Origin of the sequence: uncultured Pseudomonas sp., from assembly GCF_943846705.1 — a bacterium.
Lineage (GTDB): Bacteria > Pseudomonadota > Gammaproteobacteria > Pseudomonadales > Pseudomonadaceae > Aquipseudomonas.
Genome location: NZ_OX044366.1, coordinates 3,176,811 through 3,193,266 on the forward strand (window position 1 = coordinate 3,176,811; position 16,456 = coordinate 3,193,266).

Here is a 16,456-nt window from a genome sequence, read left to right on the forward strand (position 1 = left end):
ACCCTTTGATGACGCCCGCTGCTTACTGCTTGGCCAGGCGCGTATTCAGACCTAAGTAATCGAGCAGGATGCGCCCGCTTTCGGCGAGGTAGGCATCATCTTCCGGTTTGATTTTCTTATCTTCCACCGGCAGCGCGTCTTCGTCTTCTTGCTTGAGTTTGTTCAGCGGCGCTTCGCCTTTGGCTTCACGCCGGCTGTTTTCGATGGCCAGTTGCTGGCCTTCAATATCCGCCTGCTGAGCGCGACGCTTGGCCTCATTGAGGCTGACGGTGTTTTCCTGCATCAGCTTTTGCGCCAGTTGCAGGCGGTCGCGAGCAAAGGTGAAGTCCGCATTTTGCGCGGTACGGTTCTCGTAACGACTCTGCAGTTCGGCAAGGAACGGTTTGATCGAGTCCAGCTCAGGCTTGATCGCCGGTTTGATGCTGTCCCACGGCATGGCCTCGGGCAGAGCACTCTCACCGATTTCCTTGGTGTCCATGATGTCCGGGTACTGAATGTCCGGAATTACACCTTGATGCTGGGTGCTTTGCCCGGAGACGCGGTAGAACTTGGCCAGGGTCAGTTTCAACTCGCCATGATTAAGCGGCTGGATGGTCTGCACGGTGCCTTTGCCGAAGGTCTGACCACCGAGAATCAGCGCACGGTGATAGTCCTGCATGGCACCGGCGAAAATTTCCGAGGCCGAGGCCGACAGGCGATTGACCAGCACGGCCAGCGGGCCCTTGTAGTAAATGCCGGTGTTCTCGTCGGCCAATACATCGACGCGGCCATCGCTGTTGCGCACCAGTACGGTAGGACCTTGGTCGATAAACAGCCCGGTCAGTTCAGTGGCTTCCTGCAGTGAGCCCCCGCCGTTGTTGCGCAGGTCGATGACCACGCCGTCGACTTTTTCCTTTGCCAGCTCAGTCAGCAGGCGTTTAACGTCACGGGTGGTGCTTTTATAGTTCGGGTCGCCAGCACGGTAGGCTTTAAAGTCCAGGTAGAACGCCGGGATTTCGATGACCCCAAGGGTGTAGTCACGGTTCTCGTGCTTGAGGTGGAGAATCGATTTTTTCGCCGCCTGTTCTTCCAGCTTCACCGCTTCACGGGTGATGGCGACGACTTTGCTGGTCTGATCGTTCGGCGCATTGCTGGCCGGAATCACTTCCAGGCGAACTTGCGAGCCTTTTGGTCCACGAATCAGTTTGACCACTTCATCCAAACGCCAGCCGATGACGTCGACCATTTCCTTGCTGCCCTGGGCAACGCCGATGATCTTGTCAGCAGGGGCGATCTGCTTGCTCTTTTCCGCTGGGCCAGCCGGCACCAGGCGCACGATCTTGACGTGCTCGTTGTCGCTTTGCAGTACCGCACCAATACCTTCGAGCGAGAGGCTCATATTGATGTCGAAGTTTTCTGCGTTATCCGGCGACAAGTAGGTGGTGTGTGGGTCGTAGGACATCGCAAAGGCGTTGATGTACGCCTGGAATACGTCTTCGCCACGGGTTTGCTGCAGGCGTGCGAGTTGGTTCTTGTAGCGCTTGGTCAACAGTTCTTGAATGGCTTTGGGCTCTTTGCCGGCAATCTTCAGGCGTAGCACTTCATCCTTTACCCGCTTGCGCCAGAGGTCGTCCAGTTCGGCGACGTTCTTGACCCAGGGGGCGTTCTCGCGATCGATGAGCAGGCTCTCATCGCTGTCGAAATCAATCGTCTCGACGCCTTTCTCGAGCATGCTCAGGGCGAACTGCAGGCGCCCTTGCAAACGCTCCAGATGACGTGTGTAGATGGCGAAGCCGGGCTGCAGGTCGCCGTTCTTCAGCAGGTCGTCAAAGCGCGTGCGCCACTGGTCGAACTCGGCGATGTCGCTGGCGATGAAATAGCTGCGCGAGGGGTCGAGCATCTTCAGGTAGCCCTGATAGATTTTCTCCGAACGCTCGTCATTCAGCGGCGGCTTGTTGTAATGATGACGCTTCAACAGCTCGACGACGTTGAGGCTGGCGATCACTTGCTCGCGGTCAGGTTGCAAGTACTCCCAGGAGTCATTGCTGGTTTTCGCCGCGAGCGGCAGGGCGCTCAGGGCAAATGAGAATGCGAGGGTGGCGCTGAGTAAGGATCGCTTCATGCTGGTTCGACGTGTGGGCAGTTTATAACGCATATTAGGCCGTCTTTAATGGCGCCCGGTTCCATCGGCGCAATGCAAAAGCCCGGTGTTCAACGCCGGGCTCGGTTTAAATGCACTATGGAGGCAGCGTGAAGGCATTGCAAGGCGTTGAAGGCCGTGTGGCATGGGCAGAGCACCCAGCACCGGCCTGTGATATTGGCGAAATTCGTATCCGTGTGGCGGCCGCTGGGCTCAACCGTGCTGACTTGTTACAGCGCGCCGGGCTCTATCCGCCGCCGCCAGGAACCACCGAGATACTCGGGCTGGAGTGCGCCGGTATTGTCAGTGAAGTGGGCGCCGGTTGTGGCTGGAAAGTGGGCGACCGGGTGTGTGCACTGCTGAGCGGTGGCGGTATGGCTGAGGAGGTGGTGGTCGATGCGCGCCACGCCTTGCCTGTGCCTGAAGGGGTGACGCTGCATGAAGCAGCCGCATTGCCTGAGGTCTACGCCACGGCCTGGCTCAATCTATTTCAGCTGGCGGGCCTGAAACCGGGGCAAAAGGTGTTGTTGCATGCCGGAGCCAGTGGTGTGGGCTCTGCGGCCATTCAGTTATGCAAGGCATTCGGCAGTCCGAGCTGGGTCAGCGTCGGTTCACCGGAGCGGTTGGCTTACTGCGAAAGCCTGGGCGCTCAGGGCGGTGTATTGCGCGGCGAAGAGCAGTTACAGGCGTTGCGTGACTTCGCCCCGTTCGATGTGATTCTCGACCCGGTGGGTGGCAACTACGCGGCGCTTAACCTGGATTTGCTGGCCCTGGATGGTCGTTGGGTCAATATTGGTTTGCTCGGTGGGCGTAAGGCTGAACTGGATCTGGCGGTGCTGCTGGGCAAGCGCATTCAGCTGATCGGCTCGACCCTGCGTAACCGGGATGAGCAATTCAAGGCCGACTTGATGCGCGATCTGCAGCAGTTTGTCTGGCCGCTATTTGCCGAGGGTCGGCTTAAGCCGCAACTGCAGCAGGCATATGCACTCAAAGACGCCGAGGCGGCCTTTGCGGTGTTGGCGACTAACCAGGTCAACGGCAAACTGGTATTGGTCATAGACCCGAGCTTGGTTTGAAAGATGGCATCGATTGCCTTAGTCAATCGATGCCATGGCGGCAATTAATAAGCTTTTTTTGTTCAAGGCGCTAAAATGGGCCCCGTAAATTTCCTAACCCTCAGAAGGAATCAGAGATGAACCTCATCAACACCCAAGTTCAACCGTTCAAGGTCAACGCTTTCCACAACGGTAAATTCATCGAAGTCACCGAGCAGTCCCTGAAGGGCAAGTGGTCGGTACTGATCTTTATGCCAGCAGCTTTCACCTTCAACTGCCCAACTGAGATTGAAGACGCTGCCAACAACTACGCTGCGTTCCGCGATGCGGGCACCGAAGTGTACATCGTCACCACCGATACCCATTTCTCGCACAAGGTATGGCACGAAACGTCGCCAGCTGTTGGCAAGGCTCAGTTCCCACTGATCGGTGACCCGACTCACCAGCTGACCAATGCTTTCGGCGTGCACATCGCTGAAGAAGGTCTGGCGCTGCGTGGCACCTTCCTGATCAACCCAGAAGGCGTGATCAAGACTGTTGAAATCCACTCCAACGAAATCGCTCGTGACGTATCGGAAACCCTGCGCAAGCTGAAAGCTGCTCAGTACACCGCTGCTCATCCAGGCGAAGTTTGCCCAGCTAAGTGGAAAGAAGGCGAGAAGACTCTGGCTCCGTCTCTGGACCTGGTTGGCAAGATCTAAAACCGTCTGCAACGCTGCCTTGCCCAGGCAGGCAGCGTACTGAACGCGTTTTAATCTGCTCTGCGCTTGAGGGCTGTAACCCAGCCTCTTTAGTGCCCGAACGCCCGGGCGCAATCCGCCCGGGCGTTTTTGTTCCTGAATTTTGACAAAGGGATACCTGAATTATGTTGGACGCCGCGCTTAAAGCCCAATTGAAGGCCTATCTGGAAAAGGTCACTCTGCCGTTTGAGATCGTTGCGTCCCTCGATGACAGCGATAAATCCCGTGAAATGAGTGCGCTACTGCACGACATCGTCGGTCTGACTGACAAGATCACTTTGCGTGAAGACGGCAGCGATAGCCGTGTACCGTCGTTCTCGCTGAATCGCCCGGGTGTAGACATCGGCGTGCGTTTTGCCGGTATCCCCATGGGCCATGAATTCACCTCATTGGTGTTGGCACTGCTGCAAGTCGGCGGTCATCCGTCCAAGCTCGAAGCGGACGTGATCGAGCAGGTTAAGGGCGTTGAAGGCCAGTTCAGCTTCGAAACTTACTTCTCGCTGTCCTGCCAGAACTGCCCGGATGTGGTTCAGGCACTTAACCTGATGGCCGTGCTCAACCCGAACATTCGTCATGTGGCCATCGACGGCGCACTGTTCCAGGCAGAAGTCGAAGAGCGGCAGATCATGTCGGTACCGAGCATCTACCTGAATGGTGAGCTGTTCAGCCAGGGCCGCATGGGTGTGGAAGAAATTCTCGCCAAGATCGACACCGGCGCGGCCAAGCGTGATGCCGAGAAGCTCAACGCCAAAGAAGCATTTGATGTGCTGGTGGTTGGCGGCGGCCCAGCCGGTGCGGCAGCGGCTATTTATGCGGCGCGTAAAGGCATTCGCACCGGCGTGGCAGCTGAGCGTTTTGGTGGCCAGGTGCTCGATACTATGGCCATCGAGAACTTTATTTCGGTGCAGGAGACCGAAGGGCCAAAGCTGGCTCGCGCTCTGGAAGAGCATGTTAAGCAATACGAAGTCGACATCATGAACCTGCAGCGTGCCAGCGCCATTATTCCGGCCAAACAGGCTGGTGAGCTGCATGAAGTGCAGTTTGACAGCGGTGCATCACTGAAAGCCAAGACGCTGATTCTCGCTACCGGTGCGCGCTGGAGAGAGATGAACGTCCCTGGCGAGCAGGAGTACCGCGGCAAGGGCGTGGCTTACTGCCCGCACTGCGATGGCCCACTGTTCAAGGGCAAGCGTGTGGCGGTGATTGGTGGTGGTAACTCGGGCGTTGAAGCCGCGATCGATCTGGCCGGCATCGTCGCGCATGTCACCCTGATCGAGTTCGACAGCGCGCTGCGTGCCGATGCGGTATTGCAGAAAAAGCTGCACAGCCTGGCCAACGTTAAAGTGATCACCAGCGCACTGACCACCGAAGTTAAGGGCGATGGCCAGAAGGTCAGCGGCCTGGTTTACCAGGATCGCAGCAGCGAAGAGCTGCACACCGTCGATCTCGAAGGGATTTTCGTGCAGATCGGCCTGCTGCCTAACAGTGACTGGCTCAAGGGCGTGATCGAGCTGTCGCCGCGTGGCGAGATCATCGTCGATAGCAAAGGCGGCACCAATGTACCGGGTATCTTCGCCGCCGGTGACGTGACTACCGTGCCGTACAAGCAGATCGTGATTGCTGTCGGCGACGGTGCCAAAGCCTCGTTGAGTGCCTTTGATCATCTGATCCGCAACTGATACAGACCGTCCGAGGTGCGCCGGGCTCTTCGCTGGCGTCGCCAAAGCGGTCTAGCGGCAGATAAAAAAACGGGCCACCTGTGAGGGTGGCCCGTTTTTTTATATGGACTTTAGCGCTTAGCGCGGCTGGCCGGTCAGGGTCAGCGGCATATGGCGGTTTACATCCTTGTACAGCAGGTAGCTGAACGGGCCTGGGCCGCCGGAATAGCAGGCTTGCGGGCAGAATGCGCGCAGCCACATGAAGTCGCCGGCCTCGACCTCGACCCAATCCTGGTTCAGGCGGTACACCGCCTTGCCTTCGAGCACGTACAGGCCGTGTTCCATCACGTGGGTCTCGGCGAACGGGATCACGCCGCCAGGCTGGAAGGTCACGATATTGACGTGCATGTCGTGGCGCATGTCGGCCATGTCGACGAAGCGGGTGGTCTTCCAAGCGCCTTCGGTGCCCGGCATTTCGATGACGGTGGCGTTGTCGCGGTGGGTGACGAACGACTCCGGCGCCGGCAGCCCTTCGACTTTCTGGTAGTGCTTGCGCAGCCAGTGGAAGGTGACGTTGGCCTTGCTGTTGTTGCGCAGGCTCCAGTCGGCGCCTGGCGCGAGGAAGGCGTAGCCGCCCGGTACCAGGGTGTGGTGCTTGCCTTCGAGGCTGATGTCGATTTTGCCTTCGACCACGAACAGGACCGCTTCGGCGTTCGGGTCCAGCTCGGGGCGCTCGCTGCCGCCTTCAGGGGCGACTTCGACGATGTACTGCGAGAAGGTCTCGGCGAAACCGGTTAGCGGGCGGGCGATGACCCACATGCGCATCTTGTCCCAGAACGGCAGGTGGCTGGTGACGATGTCACGCATCACCCCCTTCGGGATAACAGCATAGGCTTCGGTGAACATGGCGCGATCGGTCAGCAGTTGTTTCTGATCCGGGTGGCCACCATGGGGGGCGTAGTAAGTTGTTTGGCTCATCGAGACAGGCCTCTGTGGGGCGTCGGCAGTAGACCGGCGCGGAAACGGAATGCGTGGGCCGTGGCTTGGATTCCCGGCGTGGCTTTACTATAGGAACTTGCGCGAGGATTCTGAAATTAAATAGTAGAATCCCTGGTAGTGGTTTTGTGAATGGGATGTCGTCATGCTTGATCCGGTGTTGTTACGCGCATTTCTAACCGTGGTGCAAACGGGCGGGTTTACCCGAGCCGCCGCGAGCCTGCACCTGACCCAGTCGACGGTCAGCCAGCAGGTGCGCCGACTGGAAGAGCAGGTGGGGGCCGAGTTGCTTGAGCGCGGTGGGCGCTATGTGGTGACCACCACCGAGGGTGAGCGGATGCTCGGTTATGCCAATCGCATCGTTGCCTTGATCGACGAAGCGGAGCTGGCCATGGGCCGCAATCAGCAGGCGGGCGAAGTGCGCCTGGGCGTGCCGGACGACTTCGCCGCCGACAGCCTGACATCCTGCCTAGCGGACTTCGCCGATAGCCATCCGGGGATTCGCCTGGAAATCATCAATGGGCTTAGTCATGACGTGTGGAGCGCCTTCAATGCCGGCGAACTCGACCTGGCCCTGATCAAACAGCGCATCGGCAGTGTCAAGGGCCTGGCCAGCTGGCCAGAACCGTTGGCTTGGATGGACAGTCGCACACGCCCCGTGCTTGAGCGTAACCCCGTGCCGCTGGCGGTGTTTCCGCCCAATGGCCTGTATCGACTGGAGATGACCCATGCGTTGGACGCCATGGGTAAGCCATGGCGCATTGCTTATGTCAGCAGCAACCTGTCCGGGGTCAGCGCTGCCGCCGAAGGCGGGCTGGGTCTAACGCTACTGCCACGCCGCCTGCTTACCCCCAGCCACCGTGAGTTGGGCGCCGCCGATGGCTTTGCGCCGGTGGTCGATGTGGAGGTTGCGCTGCATGCCCGGCAACAGCTGCCGGCCTATGCCCGGGAGCTGGCAGTGGCGTTCACTGCTGCCTGCGAACGCATCATGCAGCCTGTTAGCGCCAGTTGAGAAGCGGCCAGCCGGCCTGTTGCGCGTGCTGTAACAAGGTCGGATCGGGGTTGACCACATGGGGGTTGTCGACCCGTTGCAGCAGCGGTAGGTCGTTGCGCGAGTCTGAGTAGAAGTAAGCACCGTCGAGGCTTTCGTCCTGCTCTTGCAGCCAACTCTGCAGGCGGCTGACCTTGCCGTCGCGGTAGGTCAGTACGCCCTGGGTGCGGCCGCTGTAGTGGCCGTGTTGCAGTTCCAGGTCGATGGCCAGTACTTCCTCGATCTTCAAGCGTGCGGCGATAGCGCTGACCAGAAAATGTGCCGAGGCGGAAATCACCAAAATGCGGTCGCCGGCGGCACGGTGGTTGGCCAGACAGCGGGTGGCGTCGCTGTAGAAGATCGGCTCGATGACATCCTCAACAAACGGCTCGACCACATGCGCGACTTCCTCTGGAGTACGACCGACCAAGGGCGAGAGGGTGAAGGCCATGTAGTCTTCCATGGCCAGGCTGCCGGCGGCGTATTGGCGCATCAGCTCCTGCTCACGGGGGATAAAACTGTCAGCGTCGGCCCAGCCGAGCTTGACCATCTCCTGGCTCCACAGGCTGGCGCAGTCGCCGCCAATCAGGGTTTCGTCCAGGTCAAAAATTGCCAGGGCCATCAAGCCACCTCACATATTGCGTTGTCTTCAATGCTCAGGTTGATGCGTTGGCCACGCGCGTGCAAGTCGGCGGGGGAGCGATTGAGCACGTCCACCAGCAGTTCGACGCCGCGGGCTTCGATGCTGTAACGGATCACATTACCCAGCAGGCTGTGGCTGCGCACCTGACCCTCGATGCTGCCCTGCGCACCGATTTGAATGGCCTCCGGGCGAATCGCCACGCGGCTGTTGATCGTGCGCAGCAGCAAGCGGCTGGCGGCATCGGCGTCGAGCAGGTTGTAGTTGCCGATAAACCCGGCGGCAAACACATCGGCCGGGGCGGTGTAGAGGGTTTCGGCGTCGCCGCTCTGGACGATCTTGCCGCCATTCATCAGGAAGATGCGGTCACTCATGACCAGCGCCTCTTCCTGATCGTGAGTGACGAAGATGGTGGTCAGGCCCATCTCCTGCTGAATATTGCGGATCTGCTCGCGCAGGTGCTTGCGAATCCGCGCATCCAGCGCCGACAACGGCTCATCCAGCAGCAACAGGCGCGGGCGGGTAACCAGCGAGCGCGCCAGGGCGACACGCTGGCACTGACCACCTGAGAGCTGCGGCGGATAGCGGTTGGCAAAGTCATTCAGCTCCACCAGTTCCAGCACTTCTTTTACTCGCTGCTCAGCCTCGCTGCCTTTGACCTTCTGCATGCGCAGGCCAAAGGCGACGTTCTGCTGCACGGTCATGTTGGGGAACAGGGCATAACTCTGAAATACCATGCCGATGCCGCGCTTTTGTGGCGCAACAGGTACCAGGTCTTCGCCGTCGAGCAGGATCTGACCGTCATTGACCCCGGTTAATCCGGCAATGCAGCGCAGCAGGGTGGATTTGCCACAGCCTGACGGGCCGAGCAGGGTGATGAACTCGCCCTTGGCGATTTCGCAGTTGATATCGGTGAAAATCGAGGTGCTGCCGTAGCTTTTATGCAGACCTTGGATGCTCAGAAAACTCATGACTTGTCCTTATTCAGGCGGTTGGCCGCCCAGGTCATCAGCAGCACGAACATAAAGTAGGAAATCACCAGGGCGCTGGTGAAGTGACCACTGTCGTTGCGCATGTTGTAGAGGTACACCTGCAGGGTTTCATAGCGGCTGCCGACCAGCAGGTTGGCAAACACGAACTCACCGAACAGGAAGCTGAACGAGAGGAACACCGAGACCAGCAAGCCTTTACGCAGGTTGGGCAGCACCACCATAAAGGCTGCGCGCCAGGTGCTGGCACCGAGTAAGTGGGCAGCGTCCATCAGGTCACGCAGGTTGATCGCTTGCAGGTTGTTGCTGATCGCGCGGTACATAAAGGGCAGGGCGATGGTGAAGTAGCAGCCAATCAGAATCCACGGCGTGCCCAGAATCGGCAGCGGGCCACCGGCAAACAGCTGCATCAGGCCCACGGATGACACCACCGGCGGAATGGCAAAGGGCAGCAGGATCAGCACGTTCATCACGGCGTCGAGCTTGGGAAAGTGATAACTGACCACAAACAGCAACGGCAGAATCAATACCAGTGACAAGGCCAGTGCGGCAAAGCACACCAGTAACGAACGGCCGAAGGCGGACAGGAAGCGCGCATCGCTCCACAGTGCCAAGTACCACTTGAAGGTCAATCCACTCGGCAGAATGGTCGCCGACCAGCTGGTCGACAACGAGTAGATCAAGGTCCCCAGCAGCGGCATCAGCAGAATCAGCATCAGGGCGAAGACCACCAGCTGATGGAACAGCGGTGAACGTTTTTCAGCGTGGGACATGGTAGCTCCGGCGCAGCAGCCATTGGTGAACCAGGGTGATCAGGGTCATCAAGCCCACCAGAATCATTGCCAGGGCACTGGCCATATTCGGGTCGAGGAAGATGTCGCCAGAAACCATGGCGGCAATACGAATCGGCAGAATATTGAAGTTGCCGGTGGTCAGTGCATACACCGTGGCGTAAGCGCCCAAGGCATTGGCCATGAGAATCACGAAGGTGCCGAGCAGTGCTGGGGTCAGTACCGGAAAACCGATGTGGCGCCAGAACTGCCAGTTGTTCGCCCCGAGTAATTCGGCAGACTCGCGCCAGTCTTCACGTAATGCATCAAAGGCCGGGTAGAGCAGCAATACACCGAGGGGGATCTGGAAATAGGTGTAGAGCACGATCAGGCCCGTCTTGGAGTAGAGGTTGAAATCCTCAATCACCCCCGCCTGCTTGAGCAGAATGGTCAGTGCACCGTTAAAACCAAGCAGGATGACAAAAGCAAATGCCAGTGGCACGCCTGCGAAGTTACTGGTCATATTGGTGAAGGCCATGACGAAGTCGCGCAGTTTGCTGTCCACCTGGCGCAGCGAGTAGCTGCCAAGGATGGCAATGCTGATACCCATCAAGCTTGACCAGAAGGCCACCTCCAAACTGTGACGCATGGCCTGACGGTAGAACGGCGAGGCAAAAGCCTCGCTGAAATTGCCCAGGCCCCAGCCTTCGCTAGAGTGCAGGCTGTTGCTGGCGACCCAGAGCAGCGGTGCGATTTGAAAGGCAAGAAAGAACAAGGCAAAAGGCAGCAAGCACAGCAGCGCCAGCCATTTGCCGCGCAGGGCTGCCATCACGATAAGAGCTCCCGGCACACAGGTTTGTCGTGGGCCACACCGAGTAACTCGCAGACGGTGCCGCACAACTCCAACTGTTTGGGCTGGGCGTTGGGGTCGAGGCTAAAGGCGCTACCGAGGACGAGCAGCGGCACTTCACGCTCTTCGGGCAGCAGACCATTGTGTGAGCGGTCGTTGTTCATGCCATGGTCGGCAGTGACCAGAATTTGATAACCCGCATCCAGCCAGGGCTGAATGTATTCGGCCAAGTGCACATCGGCCATGCGTGCGCTGTTGCGGTATTGCGCGCTGTCGAGGCCGTGTTTGTGGCCGGCATCGTCGATATTCATCGGGTGCACCAGCAGCAAGTTAGGCGCGTAGCGCTGACGCAGGCTGTCGGCATCGGCAAACAGGTGTGAATCGGGGTAGTGATCGGCGTAATAAAAGTGGCCGTACTGGATGGGCAGCGCGGTATCGCTGGTGTGGCGATCACGGGCGGCCTGGAAAGGCGAACGGTTATATAACTCGCTGACCCAGTGATACGCCGCCGCCGCAGTAATCAGGCCGGCATCGCGGGCGTAGTGAAAGATGCTGCGCTGGGTCGACAGGCGAACCACGTCGTTATTTACGATGCCGCTATCGATCGGCGTAACGCCGGTCAGAATGGCCTCGTACAGCGGGCGTGACAGTGCGGGGAGTTCACAGTCGAGTTTGTACAGCGCGGCACGTCCGGCTTGGCAGTAAGCCTGCAGATGCCCCAGCGCATGCTGGGCCACCTGATAGCTCAGGCCATCCAGAACCACGAGGATGACGTTGTGCGACATGGTTAAAAGCCTTAGTGCAGAGGATGGGTTGAGCTCGCGATACCCATCAAGGTGCATGGAACGATGGGTATCGCCGGCTCAACCCATCCTACGGCGCGGTATCAGTTCATGTTGATGATGACGTGCTCTTGCCACAGGCGCGGCAGCGCTTTAGAGGTGGCTTCCCAGACGGTCGCATCCTTGATCGGCTGAACCTTGGCGTATTGCTCTTGCGGCAACAGCTTGGCCTGCACCTCGGCTGGCAGCGTCAGGTGCTCAGCGCGGATCGGCCGTGCATTACCCTTGGCCAAGTTGATCTGGCCTGCGTCGCTGAGGATGTACTCACGCGCCAACTTGGCAGCGTTGGGGTTTTTCGCCCATTTGTTGATGATGGTGCTGTAGCCCGAGATCACCGAGCCGTCAGACGGAATCAGCACTTCGAAGCGCTCCGGGTCGATCTGGTCGCGGTAGGACAAGCCGTTGAAGTCCCACACTACACCGACTTCCACTTCACCTTTTTCCAGGGTCTGGATGGTTGGGTTGGCCAGCGACAAACGGCCCTGCTTGGCCAGGGCACCGTAGAATTCCAGTGCCGGTTTGACGTTGCTTTCATCACCACCCATGGCGATGGCGGCGGCCAGTACGCCGTTTACTGCTTGTGCAGCGGTACTGACATCGCCAGCGGAGACTTTGTAGGTGCCGGTTTTCAGGTCAGCCCAAGAGCGTGGAATATCTTTGACCAGCTGTTTGTTGACGATAAAGGCGATGGAGCCGGTGTAGGCAAGCATCCAGTGGCCGTCGGTGTCTTTGGCCCAGGCTGGAATTTGCTCCCAGGTGCTGGGTTTGTAGGCTTGGGTAACACCTTGCTGCACGGCGATGGGGCCGAAGGCCGCGCCGACGTCACCGATATCGGCGGTGGCGTTGTCCTTTTCGGCGGCGAACTTGGCAATTTCCTGGGCCGAGCTCATGTCGGTATCCATGTGCTTGAGGCCGTATTTTTTCTCTAGATCAACCCAGGTGTCTTTCCAGTTGGCCCAGCTGTCCGGCATGCCCACACTGTTAACCGCGCCTTCTGCACGCGCAGCCTTTTCCAGTGCTTGCATGTCCATGTCGCTGGCCATGGCAGAGGTTGCCAGAGCAATGGCCGAGCCCATCAGTGAAGCCATCAGCAGTTGTTTCATTGGAAACTCCTTTTACGGTTTCGAGGTGTGCGGTGAACAGTTCTGGTCTAGATCAGCAAGACCCAGACCAATTTAGGCCGGTTAAATGACAATTTTGTGTACGTTGCCCTCTTTTCGCTTGCAGCCACCTCGGCAGAGTTGGCGCTTCACAAGCGTAGACCATGAATATCACCGCCAATACCTCAACTTTCAGCGCCATTTTTCTGGGTTTGCTGGTGCTCTGAAATAGAGTTGTCACATCTCAGTCATCTAGGCTGCTTAAACTTGAAACATGAGTTTTAGGGCGGCATGCACGAAACATTGCCCTTGAATGGTGCTGGACTAGTCCAAATATGGAGGTCTTGATGCGTGATGAAGCGCCGCGGGCAGTCACTGCGATATGCCGGGCATTGCAGGAGCAGATCGAACACGGCCTGCTGTCGCCGGGAAGTCAGTTACCGGCAGAGCGCAAGCTCAGTGAGGTGTTCGATACCACGCGGATCACCTTGCGTGAGGCGCTGGGTCAGCTTGAGGCGCAGGGGCTGATTTACCGTGAAGAGCGCCGCGGCTGGTTTGTTTCACCGCCTCGCGTGGCGTACAACCCACTGATCCGCAGCCACTTCCATGCCATGGTGGGTGAGCAGGGCCGAGTGCCGGCCACTGAGGTGTTGAGCGCCAAGCTGATTCCGGCCAATGCCGAAATCTGTCAGCTGCTGGCCTTGCCAGGGTTATCCAGCGTGTACCAGATTCGCCGTGCACGGCGCATTGATGGGCGCTTGGTGCTGTATGTCGAGCATTACCTCAATCCTAGCTATTTCCCAGGGGTTCTCGGTTTTGATCTGACCCGTTCACTGACCGAACTCTATGGCAGCGAGTACGGCATTCATTACGGTCGAGTGCGCTTCGACATGGTGCCCACTGCTTTGCACAGTGAAGCAGCGGCAGCACTCAAGGTAGCAGTAGGCAGCCCGGCGCTGCGCATCGTGCGGATCAATCGAGATCAGCATGGCCGTCTGATCGATTGCGATTTGGAGTTCTGGCGCCACGACGCCCTGCATGTGAGCGTCGAAGTGCCGGAGTGATTTAACGCCCGGGTTGCCACTCGGGGTAGTGAGGCAACTCATCGGTCGCCAGCCAGAGCCGATCGTGATCGGTCCGGATATGCTGGGTCGGGCGTGCGCCGGGGTCTTCATCTAATGTGGCGACGCGGACTATGACATGGGCTTGGCCGGCACGCTCGGCGACCAGCTGCGAGCCGCACAGCAAGCGACTCGTCGCAGTTGGTAGGATGGGTTGAGCGACGCGATACCCATCAGTGCAGCAGCAGGTACAGCGCGATGATGGGTTACGCCGCGCCGCACAGCTGTCTTACCTATGACTACCTGGGCGGCTAACCCATCCTACGGTACCCCGTCATGGCAGCTCGGCGCTGGCGTAGAAGGCGGTGAGCACTTTCACCAAATGCGCCAGGTCATGGCTGCCGGCCAGTTCGCGGATCGAGTGCATGGCGAAGGTTGGCAGGCCGATGTCCACGGTGCGTACGCCCAGTTGGCTGGCGGTGATTGGGCCGATAGTCGAGCCGCAGCCCATGTCGCTGCGGGTGACAAAGCTCTGTACCGGCACTTCGTTTTCCAGGCACAGGTGGCGGAAGAACCCGGCGGTTTCACTGTTGGTGGCGTAACGCTGGTTACTGTTGATCTTGATCACCGGGCCGGCGTTGAGCTTGGGGCCGTGATTCTCGTCATGCCGATCGGGGTAGTTGGGGTGCACGGCATGCGCGTTGTCAGCCGATACCAGCAGCGAGCGCTGAATCGTGCGGACAAAGGCGTCGCCCTCCGGCAGTACACGGCGCAATACCTGTTCGAGCATCGGTCCATCGGCACCACAGGCCGAGCTGGAGCCGACCTCTTCGTGGTCATTGCACACCAGTACGCAGCTTTCCTCATCCGGGGCGGCCAGCAGGGCTTGTAGCCCGGCGTAGCAGGACAGCAGGTTGTCCAATCGCGCGCCGGCAATAAAATCGCCATTCAGGCCAATCACCGCTGCGCTCTGTGTGTCGTAGAAGCTCAGCTCGTAATCGAGCACCGCATCGGCGCTGAAATCATGCTGGCGGGCCAGCTGCTCGGTGATCAGTGCACGAAAATCGGCGGCCTCAGGGTCGGCCAGCTGCGCAATTAGCGGTGGCAGCTCGTTCTGCGGATTGATCGTCCAGCCAGAATTGGCTTCGCGGTTGAGGTGAATCGCCAGGTTGGGGATCACCGCAATCGGGTGTTCAAAGTCGATCAGCTGACTTTCCACCTTGCCGTCGCGGCGGTAAGTCACGCGGCCGGCCAGCGACAGGTCGCGGTCGAACCATGGGGCTAACAGTGCCCCGCCATAGACTTCTACGCCGAGCTGGAAAAAGCCCTGGCGTTGCAGTTCAGGCTGCGGCTTGACGCGTAAACACGGGCTGTCGGTGTGTGCGCCAACCAGGCGAATGCCACCCTCAAGTGCTGAGCGCTTGCCCAGCTTGAACGCGATGATCGAGGAGTCATTGCGGGTCACGTAATAGCGGCCACCGGCTTCGGTGTGCCAGCTGGCGCGCTCGTCCAGGTGCTGAAAGCCAGCCGCTTCAAGGCGCAGGGCCAGGCTTGCGGTGGCATGAAAGGGGGTCGGTGAGGCCTTGAGGAAATCGATCAGGCCTTGATTCAAATCATCGCGCATAGGGCACTCCAGACGGCAAGCGGCCGAGTTTAGCGGATTTGCCCCTGGCTTTGGGCGGCAGTGGCGAACAGATCAGTGCGGGATGCTGACCAAACTCAGTAGATAGCCAGCGAACTCAGCAAACTGGCCCTCCAGTTGGCTGCCTGCTGGCCAGTCCGCATGCAGATCAATTAGCAGGCGTATGCGAACTGTATTGTCGGCGGCCACACTCAGCAGCTCAGCATCCTGAAAGTAAAAATGCCGCAAAACCATGGGGTAGAGCGCTTTGAACAGGCTTTCTTTGAGCGAAAAAGTCAGGCTGATGCGGCGGGCGCGCTGCTCGGCGGTCAAGCCCTCCAAGCGCAGCAGTTCGGCGGGGGTGAGTATCTCTGCCGCCAGACGCTCTGCCCGGTTGGTCGGCATGCAGCGCTCAACATCCAGACCCAGGCCGCGCCAGTCAGCGCTATGGCCCACTATTGCGCCGGCCCAGCCACTGCCATGGGTGATTGAGCCTAGCGTAGCGGCAGGCCATTGCGGTGCTCGGTTCTCACCAATCCCAGGGATGGCAGCCGCGCCAGTCAGTTGCGTTAAAGCCTCGCGCGCACACAGGCGGCCGGCCAGGTATTCGCTTTGGCGCTTGGCGACGCCACGCACCGGTTGGATGCCGCAACGGTTGAAGTCCTCGCCATGCAGGCGCGTAGGATCAAAGCGGGTGCTGATCAAGCGCAACGACGGCAACGGCTGAGGTAATGGCCAGTGGTCATCAAGCGGCGTACAGCAGGCAGGCAGATAGTCTGTATTCATAGGCGCATTCTGCCGCGTGCTTGAGGTGTCGGCCAGACGTGTTGGCCTAGTTACAATTCGTTGCACAGCAACAACAAAGCTAAACGGAGTGCGTGAATGTTTTTTGCCAGACTGCGCGCTGCGTTTCTGTGGAAGCGTAGGTGAGGTTGTAGCCGGCGCGTGCGTGAGGTGTGTGTCGGCATTTCTCTGAGAATGAGTA

The 16,456-nt window shown here is 59.1% G+C and carries 15 protein-coding genes; 5 read left to right on the forward strand and 10 right to left on the reverse strand.

Annotated elements, in window-relative coordinates; translation table 11 throughout:
• Window positions 1-22: 22 nt before the first annotated feature.
• Window positions 23-2,134, reverse strand: coding sequence for a carboxy terminal-processing peptidase (locus Q0V31_RS14990; protein ID WP_298188773.1), 2,112 nt, complete (start codon window positions 2,132-2,134; stop codon window positions 23-25).
• A gap of 95 nt (window positions 2,135-2,229) precedes the next feature.
• Here Q0V31_RS14990 and Q0V31_RS14995 point away from each other — a divergent pair, with 95 nt between their 5' ends.
• From Q0V31_RS14995 to ahpF, 3 genes are all read left to right on the forward strand, one after another.
• Window positions 2,230-3,195, forward strand: coding sequence for an NAD(P)H-quinone oxidoreductase (locus tag Q0V31_RS14995; RefSeq protein WP_298188775.1), 966 nt, complete (start codon window positions 2,230-2,232; stop codon window positions 3,193-3,195).
• Window positions 3,196-3,311: 116 nt separating this feature from the next.
• On the forward strand, window positions 3,312-3,875 hold the full coding sequence (gene ahpC, locus Q0V31_RS15000) for an alkyl hydroperoxide reductase subunit C (protein ID WP_298188777.1): 564 nt from the start codon (window positions 3,312-3,314) through the stop codon (window positions 3,873-3,875).
• Window positions 3,876-4,039: 164 nt separating this feature from the next.
• Window positions 4,040-5,593, forward strand: a complete 1,554-nt coding sequence (ahpF, locus tag Q0V31_RS15005) for an alkyl hydroperoxide reductase subunit F (protein ID WP_298188779.1) — start codon at window positions 4,040-4,042, stop codon at window positions 5,591-5,593.
• 117 nt (window positions 5,594-5,710) lie between these two features.
• Here ahpF and Q0V31_RS15010 read toward each other — a convergent pair whose 3' ends face one another.
• On the reverse strand, window positions 5,711-6,550 hold the full coding sequence (locus Q0V31_RS15010) for a bifunctional allantoicase/(S)-ureidoglycine aminohydrolase (RefSeq protein ID WP_298188781.1): 840 nt from the start codon (window positions 6,548-6,550) through the stop codon (window positions 5,711-5,713).
• Window positions 6,551-6,713: 163 nt separating this feature from the next.
• On the opposite strand from Q0V31_RS15010, the gene Q0V31_RS15015 reads away from it, so the two are divergent.
• Window positions 6,714-7,580: a LysR substrate-binding domain-containing protein gene (locus tag Q0V31_RS15015; protein WP_298188783.1), complete on the forward strand. Its 867-nt coding sequence runs from the start codon at window positions 6,714-6,716 to the stop codon at window positions 7,578-7,580.
• On the opposite strand, the gene Q0V31_RS15020 is transcribed toward Q0V31_RS15015, so the two are convergent.
• The 6 genes from Q0V31_RS15020 to Q0V31_RS15045 form a co-directional block, all read right to left on the reverse strand.
• Complete coding sequence (locus Q0V31_RS15020; protein WP_298188785.1) at window positions 7,567-8,220, reverse strand: HAD family phosphatase; 654 nt, start codon at window positions 8,218-8,220, stop codon at window positions 7,567-7,569. The genes Q0V31_RS15015 and Q0V31_RS15020 overlap by 14 nt on opposite strands.
• Window positions 8,220-9,209: an ABC transporter ATP-binding protein gene (locus Q0V31_RS15025; RefSeq protein ID WP_298188787.1), complete on the reverse strand. Its 990-nt coding sequence runs from the start codon at window positions 9,207-9,209 to the stop codon at window positions 8,220-8,222. The genes Q0V31_RS15020 and Q0V31_RS15025 overlap by 1 nt, the downstream gene beginning before the upstream one ends.
• On the reverse strand, window positions 9,206-10,000 hold the full coding sequence (locus Q0V31_RS15030; RefSeq protein ID WP_298188789.1) for an ABC transporter permease: 795 nt from the start codon (window positions 9,998-10,000) through the stop codon (window positions 9,206-9,208). Before Q0V31_RS15030 ends, Q0V31_RS15025 begins: the two co-directional genes overlap by 4 nt.
• A complete protein-coding gene (locus Q0V31_RS15035) occupies window positions 9,987-10,826 on the reverse strand; it encodes an ABC transporter permease subunit (protein WP_298191092.1) in 840 nt (279 codons plus the stop codon). Before Q0V31_RS15035 ends, Q0V31_RS15030 begins: the two co-directional genes overlap by 14 nt.
• Entirely contained in the window at window positions 10,826-11,632 is an 807-nt protein-coding gene (locus Q0V31_RS15040; protein ID WP_298188791.1) for an alkaline phosphatase family protein, read from the reverse strand. Before Q0V31_RS15040 ends, Q0V31_RS15035 begins: the two co-directional genes overlap by 1 nt.
• Window positions 11,633-11,733: 101 nt before the next feature.
• Complete coding sequence (locus Q0V31_RS15045) at window positions 11,734-12,792, reverse strand: ABC transporter substrate-binding protein (RefSeq protein ID WP_298188793.1); 1,059 nt, start codon at window positions 12,790-12,792, stop codon at window positions 11,734-11,736.
• 344 nt (window positions 12,793-13,136) lie between these two features.
• Between Q0V31_RS15045 and Q0V31_RS15050 the strand changes: the two genes are divergently transcribed.
• Window positions 13,137-13,853, forward strand: a complete 717-nt coding sequence (locus Q0V31_RS15050; RefSeq protein WP_298188795.1) for a UTRA domain-containing protein — start codon at window positions 13,137-13,139, stop codon at window positions 13,851-13,853.
• 331 nt (window positions 13,854-14,184) lie between these two features.
• On the opposite strand, the gene Q0V31_RS15060 is transcribed toward Q0V31_RS15050, so the two are convergent.
• Window positions 14,185-15,474, reverse strand: a complete 1,290-nt coding sequence (locus Q0V31_RS15060) for a M18 family aminopeptidase (protein WP_298188797.1) — start codon at window positions 15,472-15,474, stop codon at window positions 14,185-14,187.
• A 72-nt stretch (window positions 15,475-15,546) separates the two neighbouring features.
• A complete protein-coding gene (locus Q0V31_RS15065) occupies window positions 15,547-16,257 on the reverse strand; it encodes a 4'-phosphopantetheinyl transferase superfamily protein (protein WP_298188799.1) in 711 nt (236 codons plus the stop codon).
• Window positions 16,258-16,456: the final 199 nt, after the last annotated feature.